We start from the raw sequence: 22,690 nt of genomic DNA, 5'->3' as shown, positions 1-22,690 counted from the left end.
CCTTTCATTCATCCTAGACGGTGAAATCTTCAGCTGACTATCGGGCAGTGGACCTCTGCCGTCCGCCCCGCCGGGCCAAGCGCTGGAGCGGTTCGGACAGGAGCATGAGCAGCAAGGGCAGGTTGCCGGCAGAAGGAATGGCCAGGGCAAGCAGCAACGCCGCCAGGAAAAGTCCTGACACGATGCTTCCGGCGCGGATTCCGTCCCGGGCTTCGTCGTCGTCCATGGTGTGCAGGTCCGGGTGCGAGCGCAAATACACCCGGGCCAGGACCAGCATCAGGCTGGTCGCGAACAGCGTTCCGATATAGACCAGTGGCTGGGCCCAGTCCGCTCGCATCTGCGTGGACAGGGCAGTGGCGACAGGCATCCAGACGATAGTGAACATCCACAGCACCGTCAACCAGAGCAAGCCGCTGTCCACTTGGCGTACTTGGGTGAAAAGCTGGTGATGGTGCCGCCAGAAAACTGCGATCAGGACGAAGCTGAGGGCAAAGCCGAGCAACGCGTAGCGTTCGTCAGCCAACCATTGCGCGGTGGTGCCGTCATGGTCCCCGAGTTCCCCCACGCTTTCCATGAGCGGCAGGATGAGCAACGTCAACGCAATCGCCACCACGGCATCGGTAAATGCCTGCAAACGTTCTGGCGACGACAGCTCCCGGGTTTTCGTGACCTGTGTCATGCCTCCGATTGTAGGTCCAGGCCGGCGGGGATCAACTGGTGTGGCGTGGCTCGCGGTGTACCGCCAAGGTGACAACCGCCGTCGTGCATGAAAGGGCCATGACGCTCCACGCCAAAGCCGGCCAACCGTAGGCCTGGAAGGCGAGACCGCCAGCCCAGCCGATGATGCTCGACCCCAGATAGTAGGAGAGGTTGTACAACGATGCTGCCTGGGCGCGACCCGTGGTGGCGATGGCACCGGTCCACCCCGAGCCGACGCTGTGCGCAGCGAAGAAGCCTCCCGTGAAAATAACGAGCCCGGCCAGCGTGGCTGCCAGATTCTCGGCCAGGGTAAGGGCGAGGCCTCCGGACATGATGGCAATTCCGGCCAGGAGGACGTTGCGCCTGCCGAACCGGGTGGTCAGGCCGGCGGCCCATCGTGAACTGACGGTGCCGGAAAGGTAGGCCAGGAAGATGAGGCTCACCACTGTGGCGGGGAGACCGAACGGTTCAGCATGGAGGCGGAAGCCCAGGTAGTTGTAGACGGCCACGAAGCCGCCCATCAGCAGGAACGCCTGCAAGTAGAGCGCCAGGAGTTTGGGATTGCGGGAATGTCCGCCCAAGGTGCCCAGCGCACCCCGGAATCCCATGGCTGGAGAGGGGCTGAACCGGCGTTGCTTGGGGACGAGTACCAGGAAGAGCACGGCCGAGACTGTGGCGAGCAGGGAGACGGCCAGTGCGGCGGCCCGCCAGCCCCACAATTCGCCAACAGGGCCGGCAACTAATCGGCCGGCGAGACCGCCCAGCGTGGTTCCCGCAACATAGCTGCCCGCTGCCAGGGCGGTATGGATCTTGGTGACTTCCTCGTTCAGGTAGGCGATCGCGATGGCCGGAATACCGCCCAGGGCCATGCCTTCAAGCGTCCGGAGACTCAGCAGCAAGGGGAGGGTCGGTGCCAGCGGAACCATCAACCCAAGCAGGGTGGCTGCGGCGATGCCTATGGCCATGGCTCGCACGCGGCCGATCCTGTCTGCCACGAACGACCACGGCAAAACCGTTGCGGCGAGTCCCACGGTTGCGAGGGAGATGCTGAGCGCGGCCTCGGCGGCGGTGATGTGGAGATCGCTTGCCATGAGTGGCAGGACGGCCTGGGTGGAGTACAGCTGGGCGAATGTTGCCACCCCGGCGAGGGCCAACGCGGCCAGGACGCGACGGTATCCGGGGGATCCTTTGGCGTGCCCGTCCCACGTTTGCGTGTTTCCCATGACCGTCGTTTTACTCACCGGGCAACAGTAGGCCCGGGCCCTCTTCATGATCCAATGCATAAGTTCGATACGATTCATGCGATACAGCATGAATAGTTCCGACCAGCCAGGGAGCTTCATGGAGCCCGATCATCACCAACTCATCCAGCTTCTCCCGCTCCTGCCTGTCCTCGCGCAACTGGGGCGCACCGAACACATGACCGAAACAGCCGAGTTGCTTGGGGTACCCCAGTCCACGGTCAGCCGGGCCGTGGCCAGGGCCAGCGCGATCGTCGGGATGGATTTGCTCATCCGGGACGGCCGGGGCATCCGTCTCACTCCCGCCGCCAGGACATTGTTGCCCTACATTGAGGCCGCTTTGGAGGACTTTCAGGACGGACTGGACAGGGTAAGGCTCGAGTCCGACGTCGTGCGGGGGCGCATAGGCGTCTCGTTCCAACACACGTTCGGTGAAGCCACCCTGCCACTGCTCATCAGCGCCTTCCGCGGGCGCCATCCCCATACCGTTTTTGAGCTCAGGCAGGGTCCGCGCGACGACTGCCTGCAGGAACTGGCGGCAGGGGAAACCGACTTCGCGTTGATCGCACCCATGGCGCCGGACGGCAAGGGCATCCGTTCCCTGCCGCTCTACCGTGAACCGTTGAGGGCGGTCCTCCACTACCGCCACCCACTGGCGGAGCGGCCCAGCGTACGCCTTTCTGAACTTCGGCACGAGCCCTACGTAACCCTGCCCACCGGTGTTGGCCTCAGGGCGCTGGGTGAGGCGCTGTTCCGGGAAGCCGGATTCCGTCCCCGGATCGCGTTCGAAGTCCAGGAATCCACCACAGCACGTGGGCTGGTTTCCGCCGGACTGGGCTTCAGCATCCTCCCACCTGCAGGGCCCGGCTCAGGAACCGGACAGTTCCTTCCGGAGGCGGAACTTGGACTAGTTGAGGTGGGCATCGAGTCCGGGCTCGCATTCAGGCAGATTGGCCTGGCGTGGCGGGACCGGAGCTTTGAACCCGACGCCGTTCGGCTCTTCCGCGAAATGGTGGTCACCGAGGGCGGCGGCTTGCTGGCCGAACTTGTCAGAGCCCGGTCAGGAACTCCCTGACCACGTCCGCTGCCGAACCTGTACGCGACTGCCGCCAACCGGTGCCTGCCCACAAGTTCAGGCGTTGCGGGTCCCCGGCAGCCGACGACGCCGCGCGTACCGGTGCCGTGAGGTGGTGAATGGCGGGGTAGCCCTCGGGTGCGTCAGCGTGATCGCGAACGAAGTCATTGACCAACGATCGCGCCGTTCGCCCCGTGAACGCCCGGGTCAAGGCCGTTGTGGTGAACGCAGGATCGCCCAAGGCATCTTTATGCGCTTGCCGGGCACCACTTTCGTCTGTCCGGACCAGCGCCGTGCCGACTTGAGCGGCTTCCGCCCCGGCCGCCAGAACGTCGCGAAGCCCGGCGTTGTCCATGATCGCGCCCGCCGCGATCAGCGGAAGTCCGACGGCGGCCCGCACCTGGGCGACCAGCTCCGCCGTCGTCCGGGCTCCCTGTGCGTCGGCTGGTTCGTTGGTGCGGGGGAGGAAAGCCGCGCTGTGGGCACCAGCGGACCCATGCTGCACCGCGATGGCGTCCGGTCCCTCCTCCGCGGCGGCGAGGGCCTCCTGAACGCTGGTCACACTCGAGACGACCGTAGTGCCAGCCTTTTGCAGTGCCTGGACAACTGCTTTTCCCGGCAGGCCAAAAGCGAAGCTCACCACTTCCACCGGATCGGCAAGCAGCGCATCGATCTTGTCTTGCCACGCGTCGTCGTCGTCCAGGCGCAGCGGAGGCAAGATCACGCCGTAGCGGGCGGCTTCGGGCTCCAGTTCGCGCCGGTACGCCTCAAGACGTGCCACCGCTTCCGGGCTGGGTCGAAGCTGCTGTGGGTTGGGAACAAAGACGTTCATGCCGAACCTGATGTTGAGGGTCCGCGTCGCTGCTATCTCCGCAACCATGGCCTCGGGGCTTTTGTAACCGGCGGCAAGGAAACCCAGGCCCCCACCCTCGTGGACAGCCCGCAGCAGCGCCGGGGTTGATGTTCCGCCAGCCATGGGGGCTGCGATGAACGGGGTGCCAAACATGGATCCAGGCATGTGCGGTTCCTCCTCAGGACGCTCCAAGCTAGTCTTTCACGGTGAACAATCTTGACTCTGCCCAACATTCCCCTGCCCGTGAGAATGTCCTGAGCGGCACCGTCATCGGGCTCGATATCGGTGGGACGAAAACCCGCGGCGTGCGGTTCGAAAACGGCACTCCCGTACGGGATGGGAGTGCCGGAAGCGCCAACGTCCAGAACGTCAGCCGCGAGCAGGCGGCAGCCAACCTTGCCGAACTCTTTGGCAGGATCGGCGGAGGCGTTATCGAAGAGGTTTACGCTGGCGCCGGCGGTATAGATACCGACGAGGACGCCCAGGCGCTCGCAGATCTGATTGCCCCGCACGCACCCGGAGCCCGGATCACGGTGGTCCACGATTCCCGGCTGCTGTTGGCCGCTGGTGGAGCCAGTACTGGCGTGGCCGTCATCGCCGGCACCGGCTCTGCGGCCTGGGGGAGGAACGACGCCGGCGAAGAGGCCCGGGCGGGCGGCTGGGGTTATCTCCTGGGCGACGAAGGCAGCGGATATTGGCTGGGCCGCGAAGCCGTACGCCACAGCCTCCGGCGGATGAACCAAGGCTTGGAGCCGGATCAGCTCAGCCGTGCCCTGTTGGAGTCATGTGGCGTGGAGGAACCCGGCAAGCTGATTGCCCTGTTCCATTCACCGGACACGGGCCGCCGTTTCTGGGCGCAGCAGGCCCGCCTGGTGGTCGAAGCAGCCGACGCCGGTGACGGCGTGAGCCTGGCACTGGTGCAGCAGGCAGGTGCCGACCTCGCCGACCTCGCCGAACAGGCCATTCGACAACTCGGCTTGGACGGCCCGGTGATCCTGGGCAGTGGACTGGGCATGAACGTGCCAAGGCTCCAGGAAGCCTTCAAAGCCAGGTTGGCTGAGGCCGGCATCGTGGATGTGCGGATCCTCCAGCAGGACCCGGTGTTCGGGGTTCCCCGGCTCGTGGCAGAGCAACGCGACTAGAGCAGGGTTCGTACAGCTGATGTCCTCAGAAGCCCGCTAAGGGCACCAGCTGTTCAAGAACGCGTGCGTGGCCGGAGCTTGACTCCCGGAAGCGGGGGAGCCGGGATTCGTCCGGCTTCGGGGCCGGCATCGGGTCCGTGGCCGTGGACGAAGCCGAAGCGCGAGGTGGCGGCAGCATCGTCGTCGAGCAGTCCTTCGGCCTCCCATTCCTCGCGGGCCTTTTCCACTTCTTCATGTGTCCGTCCTACGAAGTTCCACCACATCAGCAGGTCTTCGCCGAACGGTTCGCCGCCAAGAAGCATGAAGCGGGTGTCGGGCTGGGCTTCCACGGCAAGGTTGCTCCTCCCGGCGCCGAGGTAGGCCAACGGGCCGGCTTCGATGTCTTGTCCGTCGATGGCAACGCCGCCATCCAATACCAGCACTGCGTGTTCAAAGTCCGGGCGGAGCGGCAGCTCAAGGCGTCCCGTGCCCACGATGTCGGCACCAACAATGGGGCTGAACATGGTGGCCGGGGAGCGCTGTCCGGCGAACTCGCCCACCATGACCGTCGCGGTATAGCCCGGTCCGGTAGCTACCGGGAGATCGCGGACCTGCTCGAAGGACGGGGCCCGGTGGCGGTGCTCTTCAGGTAGGGCAACCCACAGTTGAAGCCCCCGGGAGACGGGGATCTCAGCCACCAGGGGGCTGGAGCCTGACTCGGTGGTTGCGGGAAGGACGGAAAATTCCGAGTGGGAAATGCCGTGGCCCGCCGTCATGATGTTCAGCTCGCCCGGCCGCACCACCACATCGCTGCCGACACTGTCGCGGTGCCGAACGGCACCTTCCAGTGGCCAAGTGACCGTTTGGAGTCCGCAGTGCGGGTGGGGAAGGACGCTCATGGCTACCCGATCGGGCCCGAAGCTGTCCAGGAAGCACCAGGCTCCCACTGTTGGCAGCCCGCGCTGCGGCAGGGTGCGCATGACGTTCATGGCGCGGACCCCACCCAGGGGAACTTCCCGTTCAGGCCACAGCTGGACGCATGGACCTTGCCCCTCCGGTGCAGCAGGGCAAACTTCCTGCGCTGGGGACGTATCAAGATTGGTCATGTGTTCATCACCTGTGCATAAATGTTGGAAATTGAGCTAATCTGTTCCACGTGAACAACGCCCTCTTGAGCTACCACGACGCTGTCCTTTACCGTTCGGGTGAACCGTACCGCATCCTCGCCGGAGCCATCCACTACTTCCGCGTCCCCCCGGAGCTGTGGCAGGACCGGCTGCGTCGACTCAAGGCCATGGGCGCCAACACGGTGGACACCTATGTCGCGTGGAACTTCCACCAGCCCAAGCCGGATCAGGCCCCGGACTTTACCGGATGGCGTGACCTGGGACGGTTCATTGACCTGGCCGCCGAGGAGGGCCTGGACGTGATTGTCCGCCCTGGGCCCTATATTTGCGCGGAATGGGACAACGGGGGCTTCCCCGCCTGGCTGACCGGCATCCCAGGCATCGGCCTCAGGTGCATGGATCCTGAATTTACCGCCGCAGTGGAGGAGTGGTTCGACCACCTCCTGCCCATCATTACCCCGCGCCAGGCATCCGTGGGTGGACCAGTGGTGGCCGTGCAGATCGAAAACGAGTACGGCAGCTACGGCGACGACCACGAGTACATCCGCTGGAACCGGCGTGTCCTGGAGGAGCACGGGATCACGGAACTGCTTTTCACAGCCGACGGAGGCACCGACTACTTCCTCGACGGCGGTTCGGTGGAAGGAACCTGGGCGACGGCAACCCTGGGAAGCCGGGGTGACGAAGCTGTGGCAACCTGGCAGCGGCGAAGGCCTGATGAGCCATTCTTCAATGTCGAATTCTGGGGCGGCTGGTTCGATCACTGGGGCGAGCACCACCACCGCAGGGATGCCGAGGACGCGGCGTTGGAAGCGCGGAAAATGCTTGACCTTGGCGGCTCGCTTTGCGTCTACATGGCTCATGGTGGAACCAACTTTGGCCTGTGGTCCGGCAGTAACCACGACGGCACCATGCTGCAGCCGACAGTCACCAGCTACGACTCGGACGCACCCATCGCCGAAAACGGTGCCTTGACTGCCAAGTTCCATGCTTTCCGCGCTGAGTTCTACCGCGCGCAGGGCATTGAGGACCTGCCGGAAATCCCCGCAGAACTGCTCGCCGAAGCTCCGGTGGTCCCCGCCCGGTCGTTGGCTTTGCCGGAAGCTCCGGACCTGCTGGACTTGCTCCGGGCAGCCGGTAAGCCCACGAGCAGCGTCAAACCCCTCAGCTTCGAGCAATTGGGGCTCGATGCCGGAATGGTCCTCTACGCCTCCGAAGCCATTCTTCCCGGACGCGCCGATGCCCCGACAGAAAGCCGCCTGAAAATCGCTGGGCTGAACGATCGGGCCTATGTGTGGGTGGATGGCGACTTCGCCGGGGTCCTGGATGATGTCAATGGTGCTGAGGGGCTGGTTGTCACCGGACATGGCGTGCCGGCCAAGCTCGAGATCCTCGTTGAGAACCTTGGCCGCATCAATTACGGCCCGCTGACCGGACACGGTAAAGGCATCCTGGGCGGCGTCCTCATCAACCAGCGCTACACCTTCCACTGGACACAGATCCCAGTTGCCTTGGCGGACTGGAAGGAAGAAGACCTTGAGGACCTGGCAGGAACCCACTTCGACGTCGGGCAGCCCGCCGACACCTACATTGCGCTGCCCGATTCCGGCAAAGGATTCGTCTGGCTCAACGGCTTCCTGCTTGGGCGGTATTGGGAGAAGGGCCCGCAGGGAGCCCTTTACGCCCCGGCCCCCTTGGTAAAAGCCGGCCGCAACACGATCAAGGTTCTTGAACTGGCCAAGCCGGGGACCGTCGTCGAGCTTCGCGAAAAGCCTGACCTGGGCCCGGAGGAAGCTGGGCCGATAACTGCTGCGGAGCTTTCGTAGGAGTAGGGCGTCCGGAGCGGCGCATATGCTGGCACCATGACGCTGCAGTTCGATACCCGCCCAGCCGCCTACGCCGTGATCGTCAGGGATGGGCGAATCCTGCTGGCCTACTGGAAACAGGACGATAAGGAAGGCTGGACGCTTCCCGGCGGGGGACTCGACTTTGCGGAACATCCGGTGGACGGATGCCGGCGGGAAGTCTTCGAAGAAACCGGCTATGAAGCGAAGATCGAACGGATGCTGGGCATAGACGTGGGCCACTGGCAGGATGAAACCCGGCCCGATGGGACCGGGACGGACTTCGAGGCGCTCCGCTTGGTCTATGAAGCCACCGTGGTGGGAGGCGAGCTGACCCATGAAGTGGACGGAAGCACGACGCATGCAGCCTGGATCCCCTTGGAGGATGTTGGGAAGCTGAACAGGGTCTCCCTGGTGGACACTGCCCTGCGCCTGCACCGGGAGCGACCCGAGGACGGGAAGCTCAACTAACCCGCAGGCCTAGCCAAAAGCGATGGCTGTTGGCTAGTCTGAACATCGTTGCCGGACTTTGAGTAGCCGGCCCTTGATGCCGAGGAGGTGGATTTGATGATTGCCACGATCTTGCGCGCCCCGCACACAGTTGCGGCGCACCGTCATCACCCCACCATTCCTGTCCCGGCATCAGCCTGCCAAAGCTAGGGCGGCCGGGCCTCAGCAGAGGCTTCCATTGAACACTTACGCTTCCTCAAGCAACCCTTCAATCAATACCAGCCAAGCACTCCACGGACCCGTGGAATATGGCTTCACCGGGCGGACTGCGGAGCTTTTCCGCGCCAATGCGGCTCCTGATGCGCGGGCCACGCCCGGCCGAGTCGTCCGCCTCGACCGGAACCGCGTCCTCGTGGCATCACGTGACGGTCTCCTCCACCTGCCCTATCCGGCACACGGCCTGGTTCCAGCCACCGGGGACTGGGTGTGGCTCGGCCACAACAACGCCGGCGAGCCAGCCGTCGTCGAGGTCCTGCCGCGGCATTCGGCCCTGAGCCGCAAGCGTGCCTTTGAGGCTTCCTCGGAGGAGCAGATCCTGGGCTCCAACATCGACATCGTGGCAGTGGTGGTTCCAGTGGACCGTCCGTTGACCCATAACCGTCTGGAACGGACCCTCGTTGCCGCGTGGGACTCGGGCGCCACGCCTCTGGTGGTCATTACCAAAGCGGACCTTGCCCACCTGGCTGATGACGTCGTGGGGGAGGTGATCCTCCAGGCAGCCGGTGTGGAGGTCGTCACCACCTCCGCTGAGCAGGGCGACGGTCTCGAGGAACTGATGCGCCACATTCCCGGGGGTGCAACGCTGGTCCTGCTGGGTCCGTCCGGCGCGGGTAAATCAACCCTCATCAACGCACTCGCCGGACGGGAGATCCAGCAGACCGGCGCCGTCAGGGCGGGGGACGGCAAAGGAAAACACACCACAACCTCACGCGAGTTGGTGCCGTTGGCCGGCGGCGCTGTGCTGATGGATACCCCGGGCGTGCGCGGTTTTGGGCTCTTCGACGCGGACGACGGAATGGACGAGATGTTCGGGGACCTCGACGAACTCTTCACCCAATGCCGCTTTGCCGACTGCGCCCACCAGGCAGAGCCGGGATGCGCCGTCCAGGAGGCGCTCGCGGACGAGTCCCTCGATCCCAGGCGCTGGGCCAGCTACCTGAAACTTCAGCGCGAACTGGCCGCCCTCAGCAGGAAACATGATGCCGCAGCACGCCGGGCCTACCAGCGGGAATGGCACCAAAAGGTCATGTCCGCGGACAGGGGCCAGCGCGCCGCGGAGCGGTCCAGGCACGATCAAGCTGAAGAACGCGCAGGGAAGGGCGGTAAACGACGCAGACGGTGAACATTGCCGATTCATTACGGAATCCGTGGCGGCGCTGACATCGTCGGTGCCGCTGGCTACGCTGGGTGAAGATTGCTTTGCAGCCGAGTAATAAGCCTGCATATGATCGTTTGGCTCTACCGATAATGTCCGCCAAAGATAGGTAAGCCCGGGTATGGCTGAAGCCATGATTGAGTTCAAGAGCGTCACCAAGCAATATCAAGGCGGGCAGCCGGCGGTGGACGCTCTGAGTATGTCCATCGACGAAGGCTCGATTACCGTCTTCGTCGGACCTTCGGGCTGCGGCAAGACCACGTCCCTGCGCATGATCAACCGGATGGTGGAGCCAACCAGCGGAACCATCACGGTGGCCGGCGACGACGTCTCCAGGGTTCCCGCCGCGCAGCTCCGCCGCTCCATGGGCTACGTCATGCAGTCCTCCGGTTTGCTCCCGCACCGCTCAGTGCTGGACAACATCGCCACCGTCCCGCGACTCAACGGTGTTTCCAAGGCGGCGGCGCGGAAGCGCGCAGCGGAACTGCTCGACGTCGTCGGGTTGGCTTCAGTGCTTGGCAAGCGGTATCCGTCTCAACTCTCAGGTGGCCAGCAGCAGCGCGTCGGGGTGGCCCGGGCGCTCGCTGCCGACCCGCCCGTCCTGCTCATGGACGAACCCTTCAGCGCCGTCGACCCCGTGGTCCGCGACGAACTGCAACAGGAACTTTTGCGGCTCCAGCGGGAATTGGCCAAAACCATCGTCTTTGTCACGCACGACATCGACGAAGCCACCGTGCTCGGAGACAAAGTCGCCGTGTTCGCTGTCGGCGGCAAGCTCGCCCAATACGCGGCGCCAGAAGAGATTCTCCGGGCGCCAGCCAACGACTTCGTTGCTTCCTTTGTTGGACGTGACCGCGGTTTCCGCCACCTTGCCTTCAACCCCGCCGATGCCGTGACATTGCACCCCGTGACCATGGTCAGCCCCTCCGACGGCCTCCATGCAGGCCGCCAGTCGGGGGAGTGGGCTTTGGTGGTGGACGCCGACTCAAGGCCCCTTGGCTGGTCCTCTCCGCGCGACGGGGCAGGCCTGATCCCGGGAGGTTCGCTGTTCCGCAAGGGCGACACCCTGCGCCGCGCGCTCGATGCCGCGTTGTCGTCGCCGTCGGGGCTTGGCGTCGCAGTGGGCGACGACGGTCGGGTGGCCGGAGTGCTGAAGGGGGCGGAAGTCCTTGCCCTGATCGAGGAAGTCCGGCACCACAGGGAGGACGCCACCTGATGGAGTGGTTCCTTGCCAACAGTGGCATGGTCCTGGGACTGGCCGGGCAGCATCTGGTGCTCGCCATTGTTCCCATGATCCTTGGGCTGCTGATTTCGATTCCCCTGGCCCAACTGGCCCGGCGCAATGCCGCACTCCGGTCGGTGGTAGCCACCGCGACGTCGCTGCTCTACACGATTCCGTCCCTGGCCCTCTTCATCATTCTTCCCACCGTCCTTGGCACGCGGATCCTGGATCCCATCAACGTGGTGGTTGCGCTGACCATCTATGCGGTGGCGCTTCTGGTCCGTGCCGCCATGGACGCCTTCGACTCCGTTGACGACGACCTTCGCAACGCGGCCGTAGCCATGGGCTTCAAACCGCTGCCCAGATTCTTCCAGGTGGACCTCCCGCTGTCCCTGCCTGTCCTGTTCGCGGGCCTTCGCGTGGTGTCGGTCAGCAATATTTCGTTGGTCAGCGTCGCGGCGCTCCTTGGTGTGGGAAACCTTGGCGTCCTGTTCACGGACGGCCTCCAGCGGACCTTCATCACCGAAGTGGTTGTGGGCATCATCGCCATCCTAGTCCTGGCGCTGATCATGGACGCCGTCCTGGTCATCCTCGAGCGGTTGCTGACCCCGTGGACCCGGGCCGCCGGCGGCAAGTCCCAACGCCAGGACGCCAACACGCTGCTGACTGAACCCAAGTCCGGGCCCGTCGTTCCGCACGCGGCCCTGCACCCCGATCCGGGGGCGTCTTCGTGAACATCTTCGCCGAGACCATAGCGTGGTTGACCGATCCCATCCACTGGAGGGGAAGCGGTGGAATCCCCACCCGTACCTTCGAGCACCTGCAATACAGCGCTTTGGTGCTCCTCATCGCCGCAATCATCGCCGTACCCATCGGGCTGTTCATCGGCCATACAGGGCGTGGGCGTGTGGTTGCCGTGGCGGTGGCCGGTGCGCTGCGTGCCTTGCCAACGCTCGGCTTGCTGGTCCTGTTTGCCCTGCTCGCCGGAAGTGGTTTGATGCCACCGGTGTGGGCCCTGGTGATCTTGACGGTCCCTCCGCTCCTCGCCGGCACCTACGCCGGGATCTCCAGCGTCGACGCTGTGGTGGTGGACGCTGCCCGGGCCATGGGCATGACCGAACTCCAGATCCTCTTCCGGGTGGAACTTCCCAACGGCCTGCAAGTCATGTTCGGCGGCATCCGCACCGCGGTCCTGCAGGTCATTGCCACCGTCTCGGTAGTGGCCTACCTGCCCCTGGGCGGTTTGGGACGTTACCTGTTTGACGGGCTCGTCCTGCAGGACTTCCCACGCATGCTTGGCGGTTCCCTGCTCATTGCCGGGCTCGCCATCGCCGTGGACCTGATCCTTGCCGGCGTGCAGAGGCTTGTTCTCTCGCCCGGCCTGACCCTCGATTCAAGCGGCCGCCAGAAGGCGGCCGACGATCTCACAGCCACAGCTCCCGCCGGGGCTGCCGTTCAAGGAGGTACACCATGAAAAATCCCGTCCCCATGACCCTTACGCGCCGTGGACTTGGCGGCCTCGCAGCCGGCCTGGGTGTAGCCCTCGCGTTGAGCGCCTGTGGCGGCAGCCCGCTGGCCACGCCATCCACCTCGGCGCCCAGCGGCTCAGCTGCCGGCGGCTCGCTGGTGGTCGGCTCTGCCGACTTCCCGGAAAGCCAGGTCATCGCAGAAATCTACGTTGGTGCCCTGAACGCCGCAGGCCTCACAGCAACGTCCAAGCCGAACATCGGATCGCGCGAGATCTATTTCAAGGCCGTCCAGGATGGCTCCATCGACCTCGTGCCGGACTACTCGGGCAACCTGCTGTCTTACGTTGATACCGAGGCTTCCGAGGTGTCAGCTGAGGACGTCTACAAGGCACTTTCGGGCAAGCTCCCCGATGGGCTGGCCGTCCTGGAAGCCTCGAAGGCAGAGGACAAGGACGCCATGGTGGTTACCAAGGCCACCGCCGAGAAGTACCAGTTGAAGTCCATCGAGGACCTGGCCAAGGTCTGCAAGGACTTCACCATGGCAGCTCCGGCCACGTTCGAGACCCGTTCCTACGGCTTCCCGGGGCTGAAGAAGAACTACAACTGCGAACTCAAGGGACTGCAGCCGTTCAACGACGGCGGCGGTAACCTGACCTTGCAGGCGCTGCTGGAGGACAAGGTCCAGGTGGCTGACATCTACACCACCACTCCCTCCATCGTCGACAACGACCTCGTGGTCCTTGAGGATCCCAAGAACAACTTCAAGGCCCAGCAGGTCGTGCCGCTCTACAGCAAGGCCAAGATGACGGACAAGGCCAAGGAAGCGCTTAATAACGTTTCCAAGACCCTTACCACGGATGACCTGATCAACCTGAACCGTGCAGTGAGCGGCGATCAGAAGCAGAGCCCCAAGGATGCCGCAGCCGCATGGCTGAAGGACAAGGGCATCGTTAAGTAACGCCTGACGAAAACCGCGTACGACGGCGGTGACGGACCCGCGCGGGCCCGTCACCGCCGTCGTCGTTTGTGTGAGTCAAGTCTCAGCAGAAGTCCATCACCCGTGTGGCATATTTGAGGGATGGCGAATTTCAAGCAGTCCACCAAGCTTCATAATGTCCTTTACGACATCCGTGGACCGATTCTTCAGGCCGCCCAGCAGATGGAGGCGGAGGGTCACAGGATCCTCAAACTGAATATCGGAAACCCGGCTCCTTTCGGCTTTGAAGCGCCTGACGCCATTTTGGTGGACATGATCCGCCACTTGCCGAACGCCCAGGGCTACAGCGACTCGCGCGGCATTTTCTCGGCCAGGACCGCGGTCTCGCAGTACTACCAGACCCGCGGGATCCAGAACATCCACGTCGACGATATCTACCTGGGCAACGGGGTCAGCGAACTGATCACCATGTCCCTCATGGCCCTCCTCGAAGACGGCGACGAGGTCCTGATTCCCACTCCGGACTACCCTCTGTGGACGGCATCGGTTGCTTTGGCCGGCGGCCGTCCCGTTCACTACCTCTGCGACGAAGATTCCGGTTGGCAGCCCGACCTCGAGGACCTCGAAGCCAAGATCACCCCGCGCACCAAGGGCATCGTGGTCATCAACCCCAACAACCCCACCGGAGCCGTCTACCCCGAGGAAACCCTCAAGAAGATTGTTGCCTTGGCCGAAAAGCATGGGCTGGTTCTTTTCTCGGATGAAATCTACGAGAAAATCCTTTATGAGGACGCAGTCCACGTCAATCTTGCCGGGCTGACCGGAGACGACGTCCTGTGCCTGACTTTCAGCGGGCTTTCCAAGGCCTACCGGGTCTGCGGGTACCGCGCAGGCTGGATGGCTATTTCGGGGCCCAAGAAGGATGCTGCCGACTACCTTGAAGGCATCAACCTGTTGGCTAACATGCGCCTGTGTGCCAACGTTCCGGCGCAGCACGCCATCCAGACGGCTCTTGGCGGCTACCAGAGCATCAACGACCTCATCCTGCCCGGAGGCCGCCTGCTGGAACAGCGCAACAAGGCCTACGATCTGCTCAATGCCATTCCCGGGGTCAGTACGCAGCAGGCCAGGGGAGCTCTCTACCTCTTCCCCAAACTGGACCCGGAGGTCTACCACATCCGGGACGACGAGAAATTTGTCCTGGACCTCCTGAAGGAACAGAAAATCCTGGTCTCCCACGGGCGAGCCTTCAACTGGGTACGCCCAGACCACTTCCGGATGGTCACGCTGCCCAACGTCAAGGACATCGAAGAAGCGATTGGCCGCATGGCGGACTTCCTGTCGAGGTACCCGGGCAACTAGCCTGAGGTCCATGGCCGCGCCGCGGGGGCGCGGCCCGGCAGAAAGGCACGCCTGATGGCTGAAGTTGAGTTCGCCAAGAGTCCGGCCAGCGTACTGAGGGTCGGACCGGGGTTTTCGCTGGCGGAGGTGGATCCGGAATCCACCCCGGGCTACGACGGTGCGAAATCTGACGGAAAATCGTTGCTCTCTGCCCAGGATTCACGGTTGACAGAACTGCAGGAGAAACTGTTCGCGGAGGGCAAGTTCGGCAGCACTAAGCGGCTCCTGCTGATTCTGCAGGCCATGGACACTGCGGGTAAAGGCGGAATCGTTGGCCACGTCGTAGGTGCCATGGACCCGCAAGGGGTGCAACTAGCCGCGTTCAAGGCGCCAACGGACGAGGAGAAGGCCCACGACTTCCTCTGGAGGATCGAGAAGCACGTTCCGGATGCCGGCATGGTGGGGGTTTTTGACCGATCGCACTACGAGGACGTCCTGATCCATCGCGTCCACGCGTGGGCCGACCCTGCCGAGTTGGAGCGCCGGTACGCGGCCATCAACGCTTTCGAGGCGGGCCTGGCGGAGCAGGGCACCACGATCGTCAAGGTCATGCTTAACATCAGCAAGCAGGAACAGAAGAAGCGCCTCATTGCCCGCTTGGACGATCCCAGCAAGCACTGGAAATACAGCCGCGGCGACCTCACGGAACGGGCCTACTGGGACGACTACATGGACGCGTACAGCGTGGCCTTCCAGAAGACCTCGACGGACATTGCCCCGTGGCACGTCGTACCAGCCAACAAGAAGTGGTATGCCCGTATCGCGGTTCAGCAGTTGCTGTTGGATGCGCTCGAAGGGATGCAGCTGAACTGGCCAAAAGCCGACTTCGACGTCGCTGCTGAAAGGAAGCTCGTCGAGGAGTCCTGAGCCCCTGCTTGACCGCTAGTCGGTGCTGGCGACAGGTCCGCCGTCGTTGCCGGCATCCCGTGCCGAGGCCAAGCGCTTGCGGGCGCCCTCAAGCCAATCCTCGCAGCGCTTGGCCAAGGCCTCGCCACGCTCCCAGAGCGCCAGTGATTCTTCGAGGCTGGCCCCGCCGGCTTCGAGGCGGCCAACAACGGCCACGAGCTGTTCCCGGGCCTCCTCGTAGCTCAAGGCGTCCAGGGAATCAGGTGTTGGCGCCGCTGAATTGTTCTCGGTCATGATGTCCTTCGATTGTGATGCTGACAATGTTGGCTGCGGACTCAATGCTCCAGGAGCTGTCCCTGGCCGCCGGAGACAGCCCTGAAGCGACCGTCGGCCACGCGGATCGCCAGTTCCGCGCCCTCGGGCGCGTCCTCAGGGCTGCTGACCACCTGGTGTCCGGCTTGGTCATCGCCGACCAGTTGGACAACGGCATAGCCCCGGTCCAGTGTTTTCTGCGGCGACAACGCCCTGACCTGTGCCCGCAGGTGGTGCACCTGGTCCAGCGCGCGCACAACGGCTGTGCTGACCGCCGAATGTGAGCGCAGTTGCAGGCGGTGAATGTCCTCGGCGCGCGCGTCCACCATGGACGCGGGGGATGCCAGGACCGGACGGGACCTCAAGGAGTGGAGCCGGTCAGTTTCGCGATCCACCATCCGGCCAATACTCCGGCGGAGGTGGTCCCTGGCCTGGCGAACCATGGCCAGTTCCTCGGCGACGTCCGGGACGATCCGCTTTGCGGCATCGGTGGGCGTGGAGGCGCGGAGGTCGGCGACGTCGTCCAAAATCGGCCGGTCTGCCTCGTGGCCAATCGCACTGACAATAGGAGTGGTTGCTGCAGAGACAGCACGGATCAGGTCCTCGTTGCTGAAGGGGAGCAGATCTTCCAGTGCGCCGCCGCCACGGGCCAGGACAATGACGTCCACATGCGGATCTGCGTCCAGCTTCTTCAGGGCAGCGATGATCTGGGACACCGCCGTGTTGCCTTGCACGGCAACCTCTCGAACATCGAACTCCACGGCTGGCCAGCGCAGGGCCGCGTTACGCAACACGTCCTTCTTGGCGTCCGAGTCACGGCCCGTGATGAGACCTATGCGGTGGGGGAGCAGGGGCAGCTTCCGTTTGCGCGAATCAGCGAACAGGCCTTCCGCGGCCAAAGCCTGGCGGAGCCGCTCAATGCGAGCCAACAGGTCGCCCAGGCCAACAGGCCGGATGTCCTTGACCGACATGTTCAGGCGTCCGGTCTTGACCCAGAAATCCGCCTTGACCAAGGCGACTACCCGCGACCCGCGCTCAAGCGGTACCTTTTGCCGGTCCAGGACTGTGGACCACACAGATGCCGGCAGTGAAATCTCGGCGTCAACATCACGCAGCGTCAGGAACGCATTGCCACCCCTGCGGTTCAACTCGATGACCTGGCCCTCAATCCAGGCTGCCGGTGCCCTCTCAATGTGGGCCTTGAGCTTGCGCGAAAGCAGCTGCAAAGGCCAGGGATTATCCGGACTGGTCTCGGCAGCAGTCCCGGGGAGGGTGGACTCGGGAGTCGCTTCAGCGGACATGGCAGGTCCGCGACTGGGCCGGAAGCCGTGGTTGTACCAGCATCATCACTATCCTCGCTCGGGGTGCGGCAACTTGCTCGGGGTGCGGCAAGGAGTGCCGACCGCCTTCCAACTCTATCCATAGCTTTACCGGGTGGCTCCGACATTTTTCGTATCATGTGGACAGACCTAGGATGGTGGCACTGGCCCCGACCCCGAGGATGACCTTGCGTACCTTCGTTTCAGCACTGGGAGTGATCCTCGCCCTGGTGCTCACCGCCGTCGCCGTTCCAGCCGCGTGGGTGGACCAAAACATTGTTCAGGAAGATGGCTTCACGCGCATCGCCGGTGGATTGGGCAGTGATCCCGATTTCCAGGCGCGTCTGGCGGACGCCGCCGTCGGCTCCTTCGAATCCTCAGTCAACCTCCCGGGGCCCATCAAATCCCTGGCCGCCGGGGTTCTTGAACAGGCGGCGTCCGGGATGCAGTCCTGGAGCGACTATCCGCAGGCTTGGGAAGAGACAGTAAGGAACAGCCACAAACTGAACTTCGGTGCGGCTGGGCAGCCGGAAGAATCCGGTGCTTCCACGGCCCTGGTCTTGGACATTGCGCCCCTGGTCAGGCTGATCCGTGACCACTTTGCCGAGGCCACGCGCGTCCGCCTGGATGTCCCCTCTGAAAGGCTGATTTCGTTGGGTGAGCCGTCCCACCGCCAGTTGGTGGAACGGGTCGCAACCTTTGCCCCCTTGTGGTGGGTTGCCGCCCTGGGAGCTCTCGTTTCGGCGTTGCTGGCTTTGTTCGTGGCACGCAGGCGGCCCGCGGTCCTGGCGTTCCTTGGGCTGGGAGGTTTGGCCGTGGCAAGTCTTTGGTGGGCTGGACTGAATGTCGCTGAAGCGGCAGTAGGTACACTCTCCAACGGCAACGAACTGGCCGGGCTGTTCACCGGTAAGTTCCTGACGGCAGTCCAGTCCGGTTTCGGTTCCTGGACAACGGTGACAGCCCTGGTCTCGGCGGCATTGTTGGTGATCGGCTTAGTCGCATGGATCATTTCCGCGAGACGGCCATCACCTTATGCCCAGGGTCAATGACCTGACCGGTAACATTGTGGGATGACCTCCACAGCAATTTCGATTCCGATGCCCAGCGTGCCCCGGAGACGGCGATCGCCGGAAGAGGTACAGGCGGCGGCACCCGTCACAGGTCCCAAGAAGGTGCTGTTGGCAGCCCCCCGCGGTTATTGCGCCGGCGTGGACAGGGCTGTCATTGCCGTCGAAAAGGCCCTGGAGCACTACGGTCCTCCCGTCTACGTTCGCAAGCAGATCGTCCACAACGTCCACGTGGTCAGCTCACTGGAAGAACAAGGGGCCATCTTCGTTGAGGAAACGGACGAGGTTCCCGAAGGCGCACTGGTCATTTTCTCCGCCCACGGAGTTTCACCGGCAGTGGTCCAGTCGGCAGAGGACCGTGGCTTGCGCACCATTGACGCGACGTGCCCGCTGGTCACCAAAGTCCACCGCGAAGCCGTGCGCTTTGCCAAGGACGACTACGACATTCTTCTCATCGGCCACGAAGGCCACGAGGAAGTCGAGGGCACAGCCGGCGAGGCTCCCGAGCACATCCAAATCATCAACGGTCCGCACGAGGTGGACAAGGTCACAGTGCGCGATCCCGAGAAGACCATCTGGCTCTCGCAGACCACGTTGAGCGTGGATGAAACCATGGAGACCGTCCGCCTCCTGAAGGACCGTTTTCCGACGCTCCAGGATCCGCCCAGCGACGACATCTGCTATGCCACCACCAACCGCCAGGTGGCCATCAAGAAGATCGCACCGCAGGCTGACCTGGTTATTGTGGTTGGTTCGGCCAACTCATCGAACTCAGTACGCCTGGTTGAAGTCGCCCTCGAGTACGGGGCCAAGAGCTCCTACCGCGTGGACTTCGCCAACGAGGTGGACGAAGGCTGGTTCGAAGGCGTGGCGACCGTCGGCGTAACTTCTGGTGCGTCCGTCCCCGAAGTTCTTGTCCAGGATGTCCTGCGCCTGCTGGCCGACTACGGCTATGGCGAAGTCCAGGAAGTGGTAACAGCGGAGGAAGATCTCCTCTTCTCGCTCCCCAAGGAGCTGCGAGCTACGTTGAAGAAGGCCGGCGACGTGACCCGGGCCCTCGGTGGCCGCGGGAACCGTCCTACGTCCTAGCAAGAAGCTCTTATGGATCTGGCCCGCAGCGGGCGCCCTTCCTGACGGAAGTGGTCGCCCCTGCGGGCCAGTTCGTTAAGCAGCAGACTCTTGGGGCTCCTCCGTAAGAAGTTCCGGGGCTGCCAATGCCCGGGGGACAGCTTCCACGGACATGGGCGCCGTGAGGCCTGCATCGTCCATGGTGTTCAACTTCCGTGCGGTCGGGAGCACCCGGGCTTCGAGGGTGCCCACCATGGCGTTGTAGCGGTCCACGGACGTCTTGAGTGAGCTTCCCAGCTTGCTGACGTTCTCTCCCAACGTGCCCATGCGCTCGTACAGCTGCTTGGCGAGGTCGAACAGCTCGTGCGCGCTATCGGTGAGGACGTCCTGCCGCCACGTGAAGGCCACCGACTTGAGGACTGCCAACAACGTCCCGGGTGATGCCAGGACGACGTTCCTGGACAGTGCGTGTTCAAGCAGGCCGGGGTCGGCCTCAAGGGCAGAGGCGAGGATGGACTCGGCCGGGAGGAAGCAGATCACCAGTTCCGGTGAGTTCCCCGGGATGTCCCAGTACTTCTTTCCGGCCAAGGCGTCGATGTGCGCCTTCAGGGCTTTGGCGTGCTGGGCCAGGAGGGTCTTGGAATCATGGGCGGAGGCTTGCGTTACCGATTCGCCGAATGCCCCGTCTCCGTGGAGCTGTTCCTGTGCCGCGAGGTAGGAGGCCAGTGGGACCTTGGCGTCCACCACCAACTGCTTATCCCCGGGCAGCTGGACCACAAGGTCCGGTCGCAGCGTGTTCTCGGTGCGGCCCGAGTGGACCTGCTCATGGAAGTCCACGTGCCTGAGCATCCCGGAAGCTTCAACCACACGCCGAAGCTGGACTTCGCCCCACTGCCCGCGTGCGCTGTTGGAACGCAGGGCTGAGGCCAGTGCGTGGGTTGACCGAAGCAGTTGTTCATCGGACGAACGGGCGTCCTGCAGCTGCTGGGCGAGCTGTCCGTACTGCTCAACGCGGTCACGTTCGAGCAGCGAAACCTGCTGCTGCACCGCGGTCAGCTTTTCCGCCACGGGCGCCAGGGCGCGCAGGACACTTCCATCAGAGTTCCTTGCTGCGCTGAGTTCCCGGTTCTGTGTGAACAAAAGCCGCCGCTCGGCGTCGGCCGCTGCGAGCTGAGCCGTCACCTCCGAAAGGCGTGACGATACGGCGTCGAAGTCCTCCTCCAAGCCGGCGCCCCGGCGTCGGAAGACGACGTAGCCGGCCGCCAGACCCAGGGCCGCGCCGATCAGCAACATGAGCAGTGCCAAAACCAATCCAAATCCATCCATGTGGCAACCCTGTCACAGGGGTACGACACTTTTAGCGAGGCTGCGGCCGTGGGGGTCGCCACAGCGCTGGGCCGAACAAGCATGGACAAGGTATCAACGGGTAGAATCAATGCTCGTGGCTCTTACTATTGGCATCGTCGGACTGCCCAACGTCGGCAAATCAACCCTTTTCAACGCACTGACCCGTAACCAGGTGCTCGCCGCGAACTATCCGTTCGCGACGATCGAGCCGAACGTGGGTGTAGTCAACCTGCCGGATCCGCGCCTGGCGAAGCTGGCCGAGATCTTCGGTTCCCAGAAGCTGCTGCCCGCGCCCGTGTCTTTCGTGGACATTGCAGGCATCGTCAAGGGCGCCTCCGAGGGTGAAGGCCTGGGCAACAAGTTCCTGGCCAATATCCGCGAGGCCGAGGCCATTGCCCAGGTGGTCCGTGTGTTCGATGACCCGGATGTCATCCATGTGGACGGCAAAGTGGATCCCCGCTCCGACATGGAGACCATCAACACTGAACTGATCCTGGCCGACCTTCAGACCATCGAAAACGCGATTCCGCGCATCGAAAAAGAAGTCAAGATCAAGAAGCGCGAAGCTGCCGAACTGGCGGCCATCAAAGCGGCCCAGGCTGTCTTGGAGCGCGGCGACACCATTTTCAGCTCGATCAAGAGCGACAAACTGGAGATGGGGCACCTCAAGGAGCTCGGACTTCTCACGGCCAAGCCCTTCATCTACGTTTTCAATGCCGATGAAGGCATCCTGGGCGACCCGGCCAAGCAGGAAGAACTCCGTGCCCTCGTTGCCCCGGCCGACGCGGTCTTCCTGGACGCCAAGCTTGAATCAGACCTCGTTGAACTGGACGAGGAAGAAGCCCGCGAAATGCTGGAAATGAACGGTCAGAGCGAGTCGGGCCTGGACCAGCTGGCACGCGTCGGATTCCACACTCTTGGCCTTCAGACCTACCTGACTGCCGGCCCGAAGGAAACCCGTGCGTGGACCATCCGTCAGGGTGACACTGCTCCCCAGGCAGCCGGCGTCATCCACTCCGACTTCCAGCGCGGCTTCATCAAGGCTGAGGTTGTCTCTTTCGACGACCTCGTCGATGCCGGCTCCATGGCTGAGGCAAAGTCCCGCGGCAAGGTCCGCATTGAAGGCAAAGAGTACGTAATGGCCGACGGCGACGTGGTGGAATTCCGCTTTAACGTCTAGCAAAGCGGACCCGTTCGCTGCCCTCAAAGCGAGGGGTCACGTCCTGTCAGGGCGCCACTCGTTTTCCACATAGGACAGTTTTCTGGGCTGGGCAGCACGCTGTCCGGCCCAGACTGTCTTTATGGGAATCAGGTATTACGCTTATGCATTCGACAGCGATCAGACCGGGAAAGCACTGGCTGACCCGAAGTCCGTGATTGGATCCGATCCCCTCGCGGACGCGTGGGGAGTCGAGCCAGCCTCCACGATGGGCATCGTGGGCTCCCTGCCGGCGCTTCCCGAACGCGACTTCTTGTACCTTGATAAGGCCTGGAGATTCCTGCAGCGGGCTACCGCTCCCCGACGTTCAGACGCAACGCCGAGGATGGCATATCAGATGTTCGAGGGGCAAGTGGATTTCGACGACGATGGCTGTTCTTGGCGACCGTGGGTGCGCGCTCTTCCGCCTGACGCTGTCGCGGCGGTCGCTCGGGATCTTGGAAACATAAGTGACCGCGACATCATAGCCAGCCTCTCGCCCGGTACCTCACTGGATGCCGATGCGGCCTATGCCGCCGAGTACTTGCATCGTGCCAGCCAGTTTGCTGCCGCTGTGGCTTCCGACGGGCGCGGATTCGCGTACATAATCGGTTGACGGCCAGGCGGCAGCATCAGATTGGCTTTGATAGTGCTTGAGT

Annotated in this window: 22 protein-coding genes; 15 read left to right on the top strand and 7 right to left on the bottom strand. The window is 63.5% G+C overall.

Translation table 11 applies throughout. The annotated features are described in order from the left end of the window. Window positions 1–37: 37 nt before the first annotated feature. Window positions 38–679 carry a TMEM175 family protein gene (locus AC5RU9_RS01955; protein WP_494015137.1) on the bottom strand — a complete coding sequence of 214 codons (642 nt, stop codon included), beginning with the start codon at window positions 677–679 and terminating at the stop codon, window positions 38–40. 31 nt (window positions 680–710) lie between these two features. Continuing rightward, window positions 711–1,922 (bottom strand): MFS transporter, encoded by a 1,212-nt coding sequence (locus tag AC5RU9_RS01950; protein ID WP_494015461.1) that lies wholly within the window; start codon window positions 1,920–1,922, stop codon window positions 711–713. A 118-nt stretch (window positions 1,923–2,040) separates the two neighbouring features. Between AC5RU9_RS01950 and AC5RU9_RS01945 the strand changes: the two genes are divergently transcribed. Continuing rightward, entirely contained in the window at window positions 2,041–3,015 is a 975-nt protein-coding gene (locus AC5RU9_RS01945) for a LysR family transcriptional regulator (RefSeq protein WP_494015136.1), read from the top strand. On the opposite strand, the gene AC5RU9_RS01940 is transcribed toward AC5RU9_RS01945, so the two are convergent. Then, window positions 2,990–4,033, bottom strand: coding sequence for a nitronate monooxygenase (locus AC5RU9_RS01940; RefSeq protein ID WP_494015135.1), 1,044 nt, complete (start codon window positions 4,031–4,033; stop codon window positions 2,990–2,992). The two genes, AC5RU9_RS01945 and AC5RU9_RS01940, sit on opposite strands and share 26 nt — an antisense overlap. 41 nt (window positions 4,034–4,074) lie before the next feature. Here AC5RU9_RS01940 and AC5RU9_RS01935 point away from each other — a divergent pair, with 41 nt between their 5' ends. Beyond that, window positions 4,075–5,010 carry an N-acetylglucosamine kinase gene (locus AC5RU9_RS01935; RefSeq protein ID WP_494015134.1) on the top strand — a complete coding sequence of 312 codons (936 nt, stop codon included), beginning with the start codon at window positions 4,075–4,077 and terminating at the stop codon, window positions 5,008–5,010. Between the two features lie 53 nt (window positions 5,011–5,063). Here AC5RU9_RS01935 and AC5RU9_RS01930 read toward each other — a convergent pair whose 3' ends face one another. Further along, complete coding sequence (locus AC5RU9_RS01930; RefSeq protein WP_494015133.1) at window positions 5,064–6,095, bottom strand: pirin family protein; 1,032 nt, start codon at window positions 6,093–6,095, stop codon at window positions 5,064–5,066. A 50-nt stretch (window positions 6,096–6,145) separates the two neighbouring features. Here AC5RU9_RS01930 and AC5RU9_RS01925 point away from each other — a divergent pair, with 50 nt between their 5' ends. The 9 genes from AC5RU9_RS01925 (at window position 6,146) to AC5RU9_RS01885 (ending at window position 15,741) form a co-directional block, all read left to right on the top strand. Next, window positions 6,146–7,942 (top strand): glycoside hydrolase family 35 protein, encoded by a 1,797-nt coding sequence (locus AC5RU9_RS01925; RefSeq protein ID WP_494015132.1) that lies wholly within the window; start codon window positions 6,146–6,148, stop codon window positions 7,940–7,942. A 36-nt stretch (window positions 7,943–7,978) separates the two neighbouring features. Beyond that, the gene (locus AC5RU9_RS01920; RefSeq protein WP_494015131.1) at window positions 7,979–8,431 is read left to right on the top strand and encodes an NUDIX hydrolase; all 453 of its coding nucleotides are present in this window, start codon (window positions 7,979–7,981) and stop codon (window positions 8,429–8,431) included. 217 nt (window positions 8,432–8,648) lie between these two features. Beyond that, window positions 8,649–9,812 carry a ribosome small subunit-dependent GTPase A gene (rsgA, locus tag AC5RU9_RS01915; RefSeq protein ID WP_494015130.1) on the top strand — a complete coding sequence of 388 codons (1,164 nt, stop codon included), beginning with the start codon at window positions 8,649–8,651 and terminating at the stop codon, window positions 9,810–9,812. A 154-nt stretch (window positions 9,813–9,966) separates the two neighbouring features. Further along, on the top strand, window positions 9,967–11,061 hold the full coding sequence (locus AC5RU9_RS01910; RefSeq protein WP_494015129.1) for an ABC transporter ATP-binding protein: 1,095 nt from the start codon (window positions 9,967–9,969) through the stop codon (window positions 11,059–11,061). Then, window positions 11,061–11,801 (top strand): ABC transporter permease, encoded by a 741-nt coding sequence (locus AC5RU9_RS01905; RefSeq protein ID WP_494015128.1) that lies wholly within the window; start codon window positions 11,061–11,063, stop codon window positions 11,799–11,801. Before AC5RU9_RS01910 ends, AC5RU9_RS01905 begins: the two co-directional genes overlap by 1 nt. Then, window positions 11,798–12,541 carry an ABC transporter permease gene (locus AC5RU9_RS01900; protein ID WP_211711252.1) on the top strand — a complete coding sequence of 248 codons (744 nt, stop codon included), beginning with the start codon at window positions 11,798–11,800 and terminating at the stop codon, window positions 12,539–12,541. Before AC5RU9_RS01905 ends, AC5RU9_RS01900 begins: the two co-directional genes overlap by 4 nt. Beyond that, complete coding sequence (locus AC5RU9_RS01895) at window positions 12,538–13,494, top strand: ABC transporter substrate-binding protein (protein WP_211711253.1); 957 nt, start codon at window positions 12,538–12,540, stop codon at window positions 13,492–13,494. Before AC5RU9_RS01900 ends, AC5RU9_RS01895 begins: the two co-directional genes overlap by 4 nt. Before the next feature lie 120 nt (window positions 13,495–13,614). Further along, window positions 13,615–14,835 (top strand): pyridoxal phosphate-dependent aminotransferase, encoded by a 1,221-nt coding sequence (locus AC5RU9_RS01890; RefSeq protein WP_211711254.1) that lies wholly within the window; start codon window positions 13,615–13,617, stop codon window positions 14,833–14,835. Between the two features lie 54 nt (window positions 14,836–14,889). Then, on the top strand, window positions 14,890–15,741 hold the full coding sequence (locus AC5RU9_RS01885; protein ID WP_211711255.1) for a polyphosphate kinase 2 family protein: 852 nt from the start codon (window positions 14,890–14,892) through the stop codon (window positions 15,739–15,741). A 15-nt stretch (window positions 15,742–15,756) separates the two neighbouring features. Here the strand turns inward: AC5RU9_RS01885 and AC5RU9_RS01880 are convergent, their stop codons facing one another. Then, window positions 15,757–16,014: an exodeoxyribonuclease VII small subunit gene (locus tag AC5RU9_RS01880; RefSeq protein ID WP_494015127.1), complete on the bottom strand. Its 258-nt coding sequence runs from the start codon at window positions 16,012–16,014 to the stop codon at window positions 15,757–15,759. A gap of 41 nt (window positions 16,015–16,055) precedes the next feature. Then, window positions 16,056–17,333 carry an exodeoxyribonuclease VII large subunit gene (xseA, locus tag AC5RU9_RS01875; RefSeq protein WP_211711257.1) on the bottom strand — a complete coding sequence of 426 codons (1,278 nt, stop codon included), beginning with the start codon at window positions 17,331–17,333 and terminating at the stop codon, window positions 16,056–16,058. A 200-nt stretch (window positions 17,334–17,533) separates the two neighbouring features. Between xseA and AC5RU9_RS01870 the strand changes: the two genes are divergently transcribed. Then, window positions 17,534–18,400: a hypothetical protein gene (locus AC5RU9_RS01870; protein WP_494015126.1), complete on the top strand. Its 867-nt coding sequence runs from the start codon at window positions 17,534–17,536 to the stop codon at window positions 18,398–18,400. Between the two features lie 21 nt (window positions 18,401–18,421). Next, window positions 18,422–19,507: a 4-hydroxy-3-methylbut-2-enyl diphosphate reductase gene (locus AC5RU9_RS01865; RefSeq protein WP_494015125.1), complete on the top strand. Its 1,086-nt coding sequence runs from the start codon at window positions 18,422–18,424 to the stop codon at window positions 19,505–19,507. A 75-nt stretch (window positions 19,508–19,582) separates the two neighbouring features. Here AC5RU9_RS01865 and AC5RU9_RS01860 read toward each other — a convergent pair whose 3' ends face one another. Further along, window positions 19,583–20,812 carry a DNA recombination protein RmuC gene (locus AC5RU9_RS01860; protein ID WP_494015124.1) on the bottom strand — a complete coding sequence of 410 codons (1,230 nt, stop codon included), beginning with the start codon at window positions 20,810–20,812 and terminating at the stop codon, window positions 19,583–19,585. 115 nt (window positions 20,813–20,927) lie between these two features. On the opposite strand from AC5RU9_RS01860, the gene ychF reads away from it, so the two are divergent. Next, window positions 20,928–22,013: a redox-regulated ATPase YchF gene (gene ychF, locus AC5RU9_RS01855; RefSeq protein WP_284986546.1), complete on the top strand. Its 1,086-nt coding sequence runs from the start codon at window positions 20,928–20,930 to the stop codon at window positions 22,011–22,013. A gap of 121 nt (window positions 22,014–22,134) precedes the next feature. Next, the gene (locus AC5RU9_RS01850; protein WP_494015123.1) at window positions 22,135–22,647 is read left to right on the top strand and encodes a hypothetical protein; all 513 of its coding nucleotides are present in this window, start codon (window positions 22,135–22,137) and stop codon (window positions 22,645–22,647) included. The last annotated feature ends 43 nt before the right edge of the window (window positions 22,648–22,690 follow it).

The organism is Arthrobacter sp. B0316-5-4 (assembly GCF_059090325.1).
Note: the sequence above shows the minus strand (reverse complement) of the source record. Positions and strands in the feature narration are given on the sequence as shown.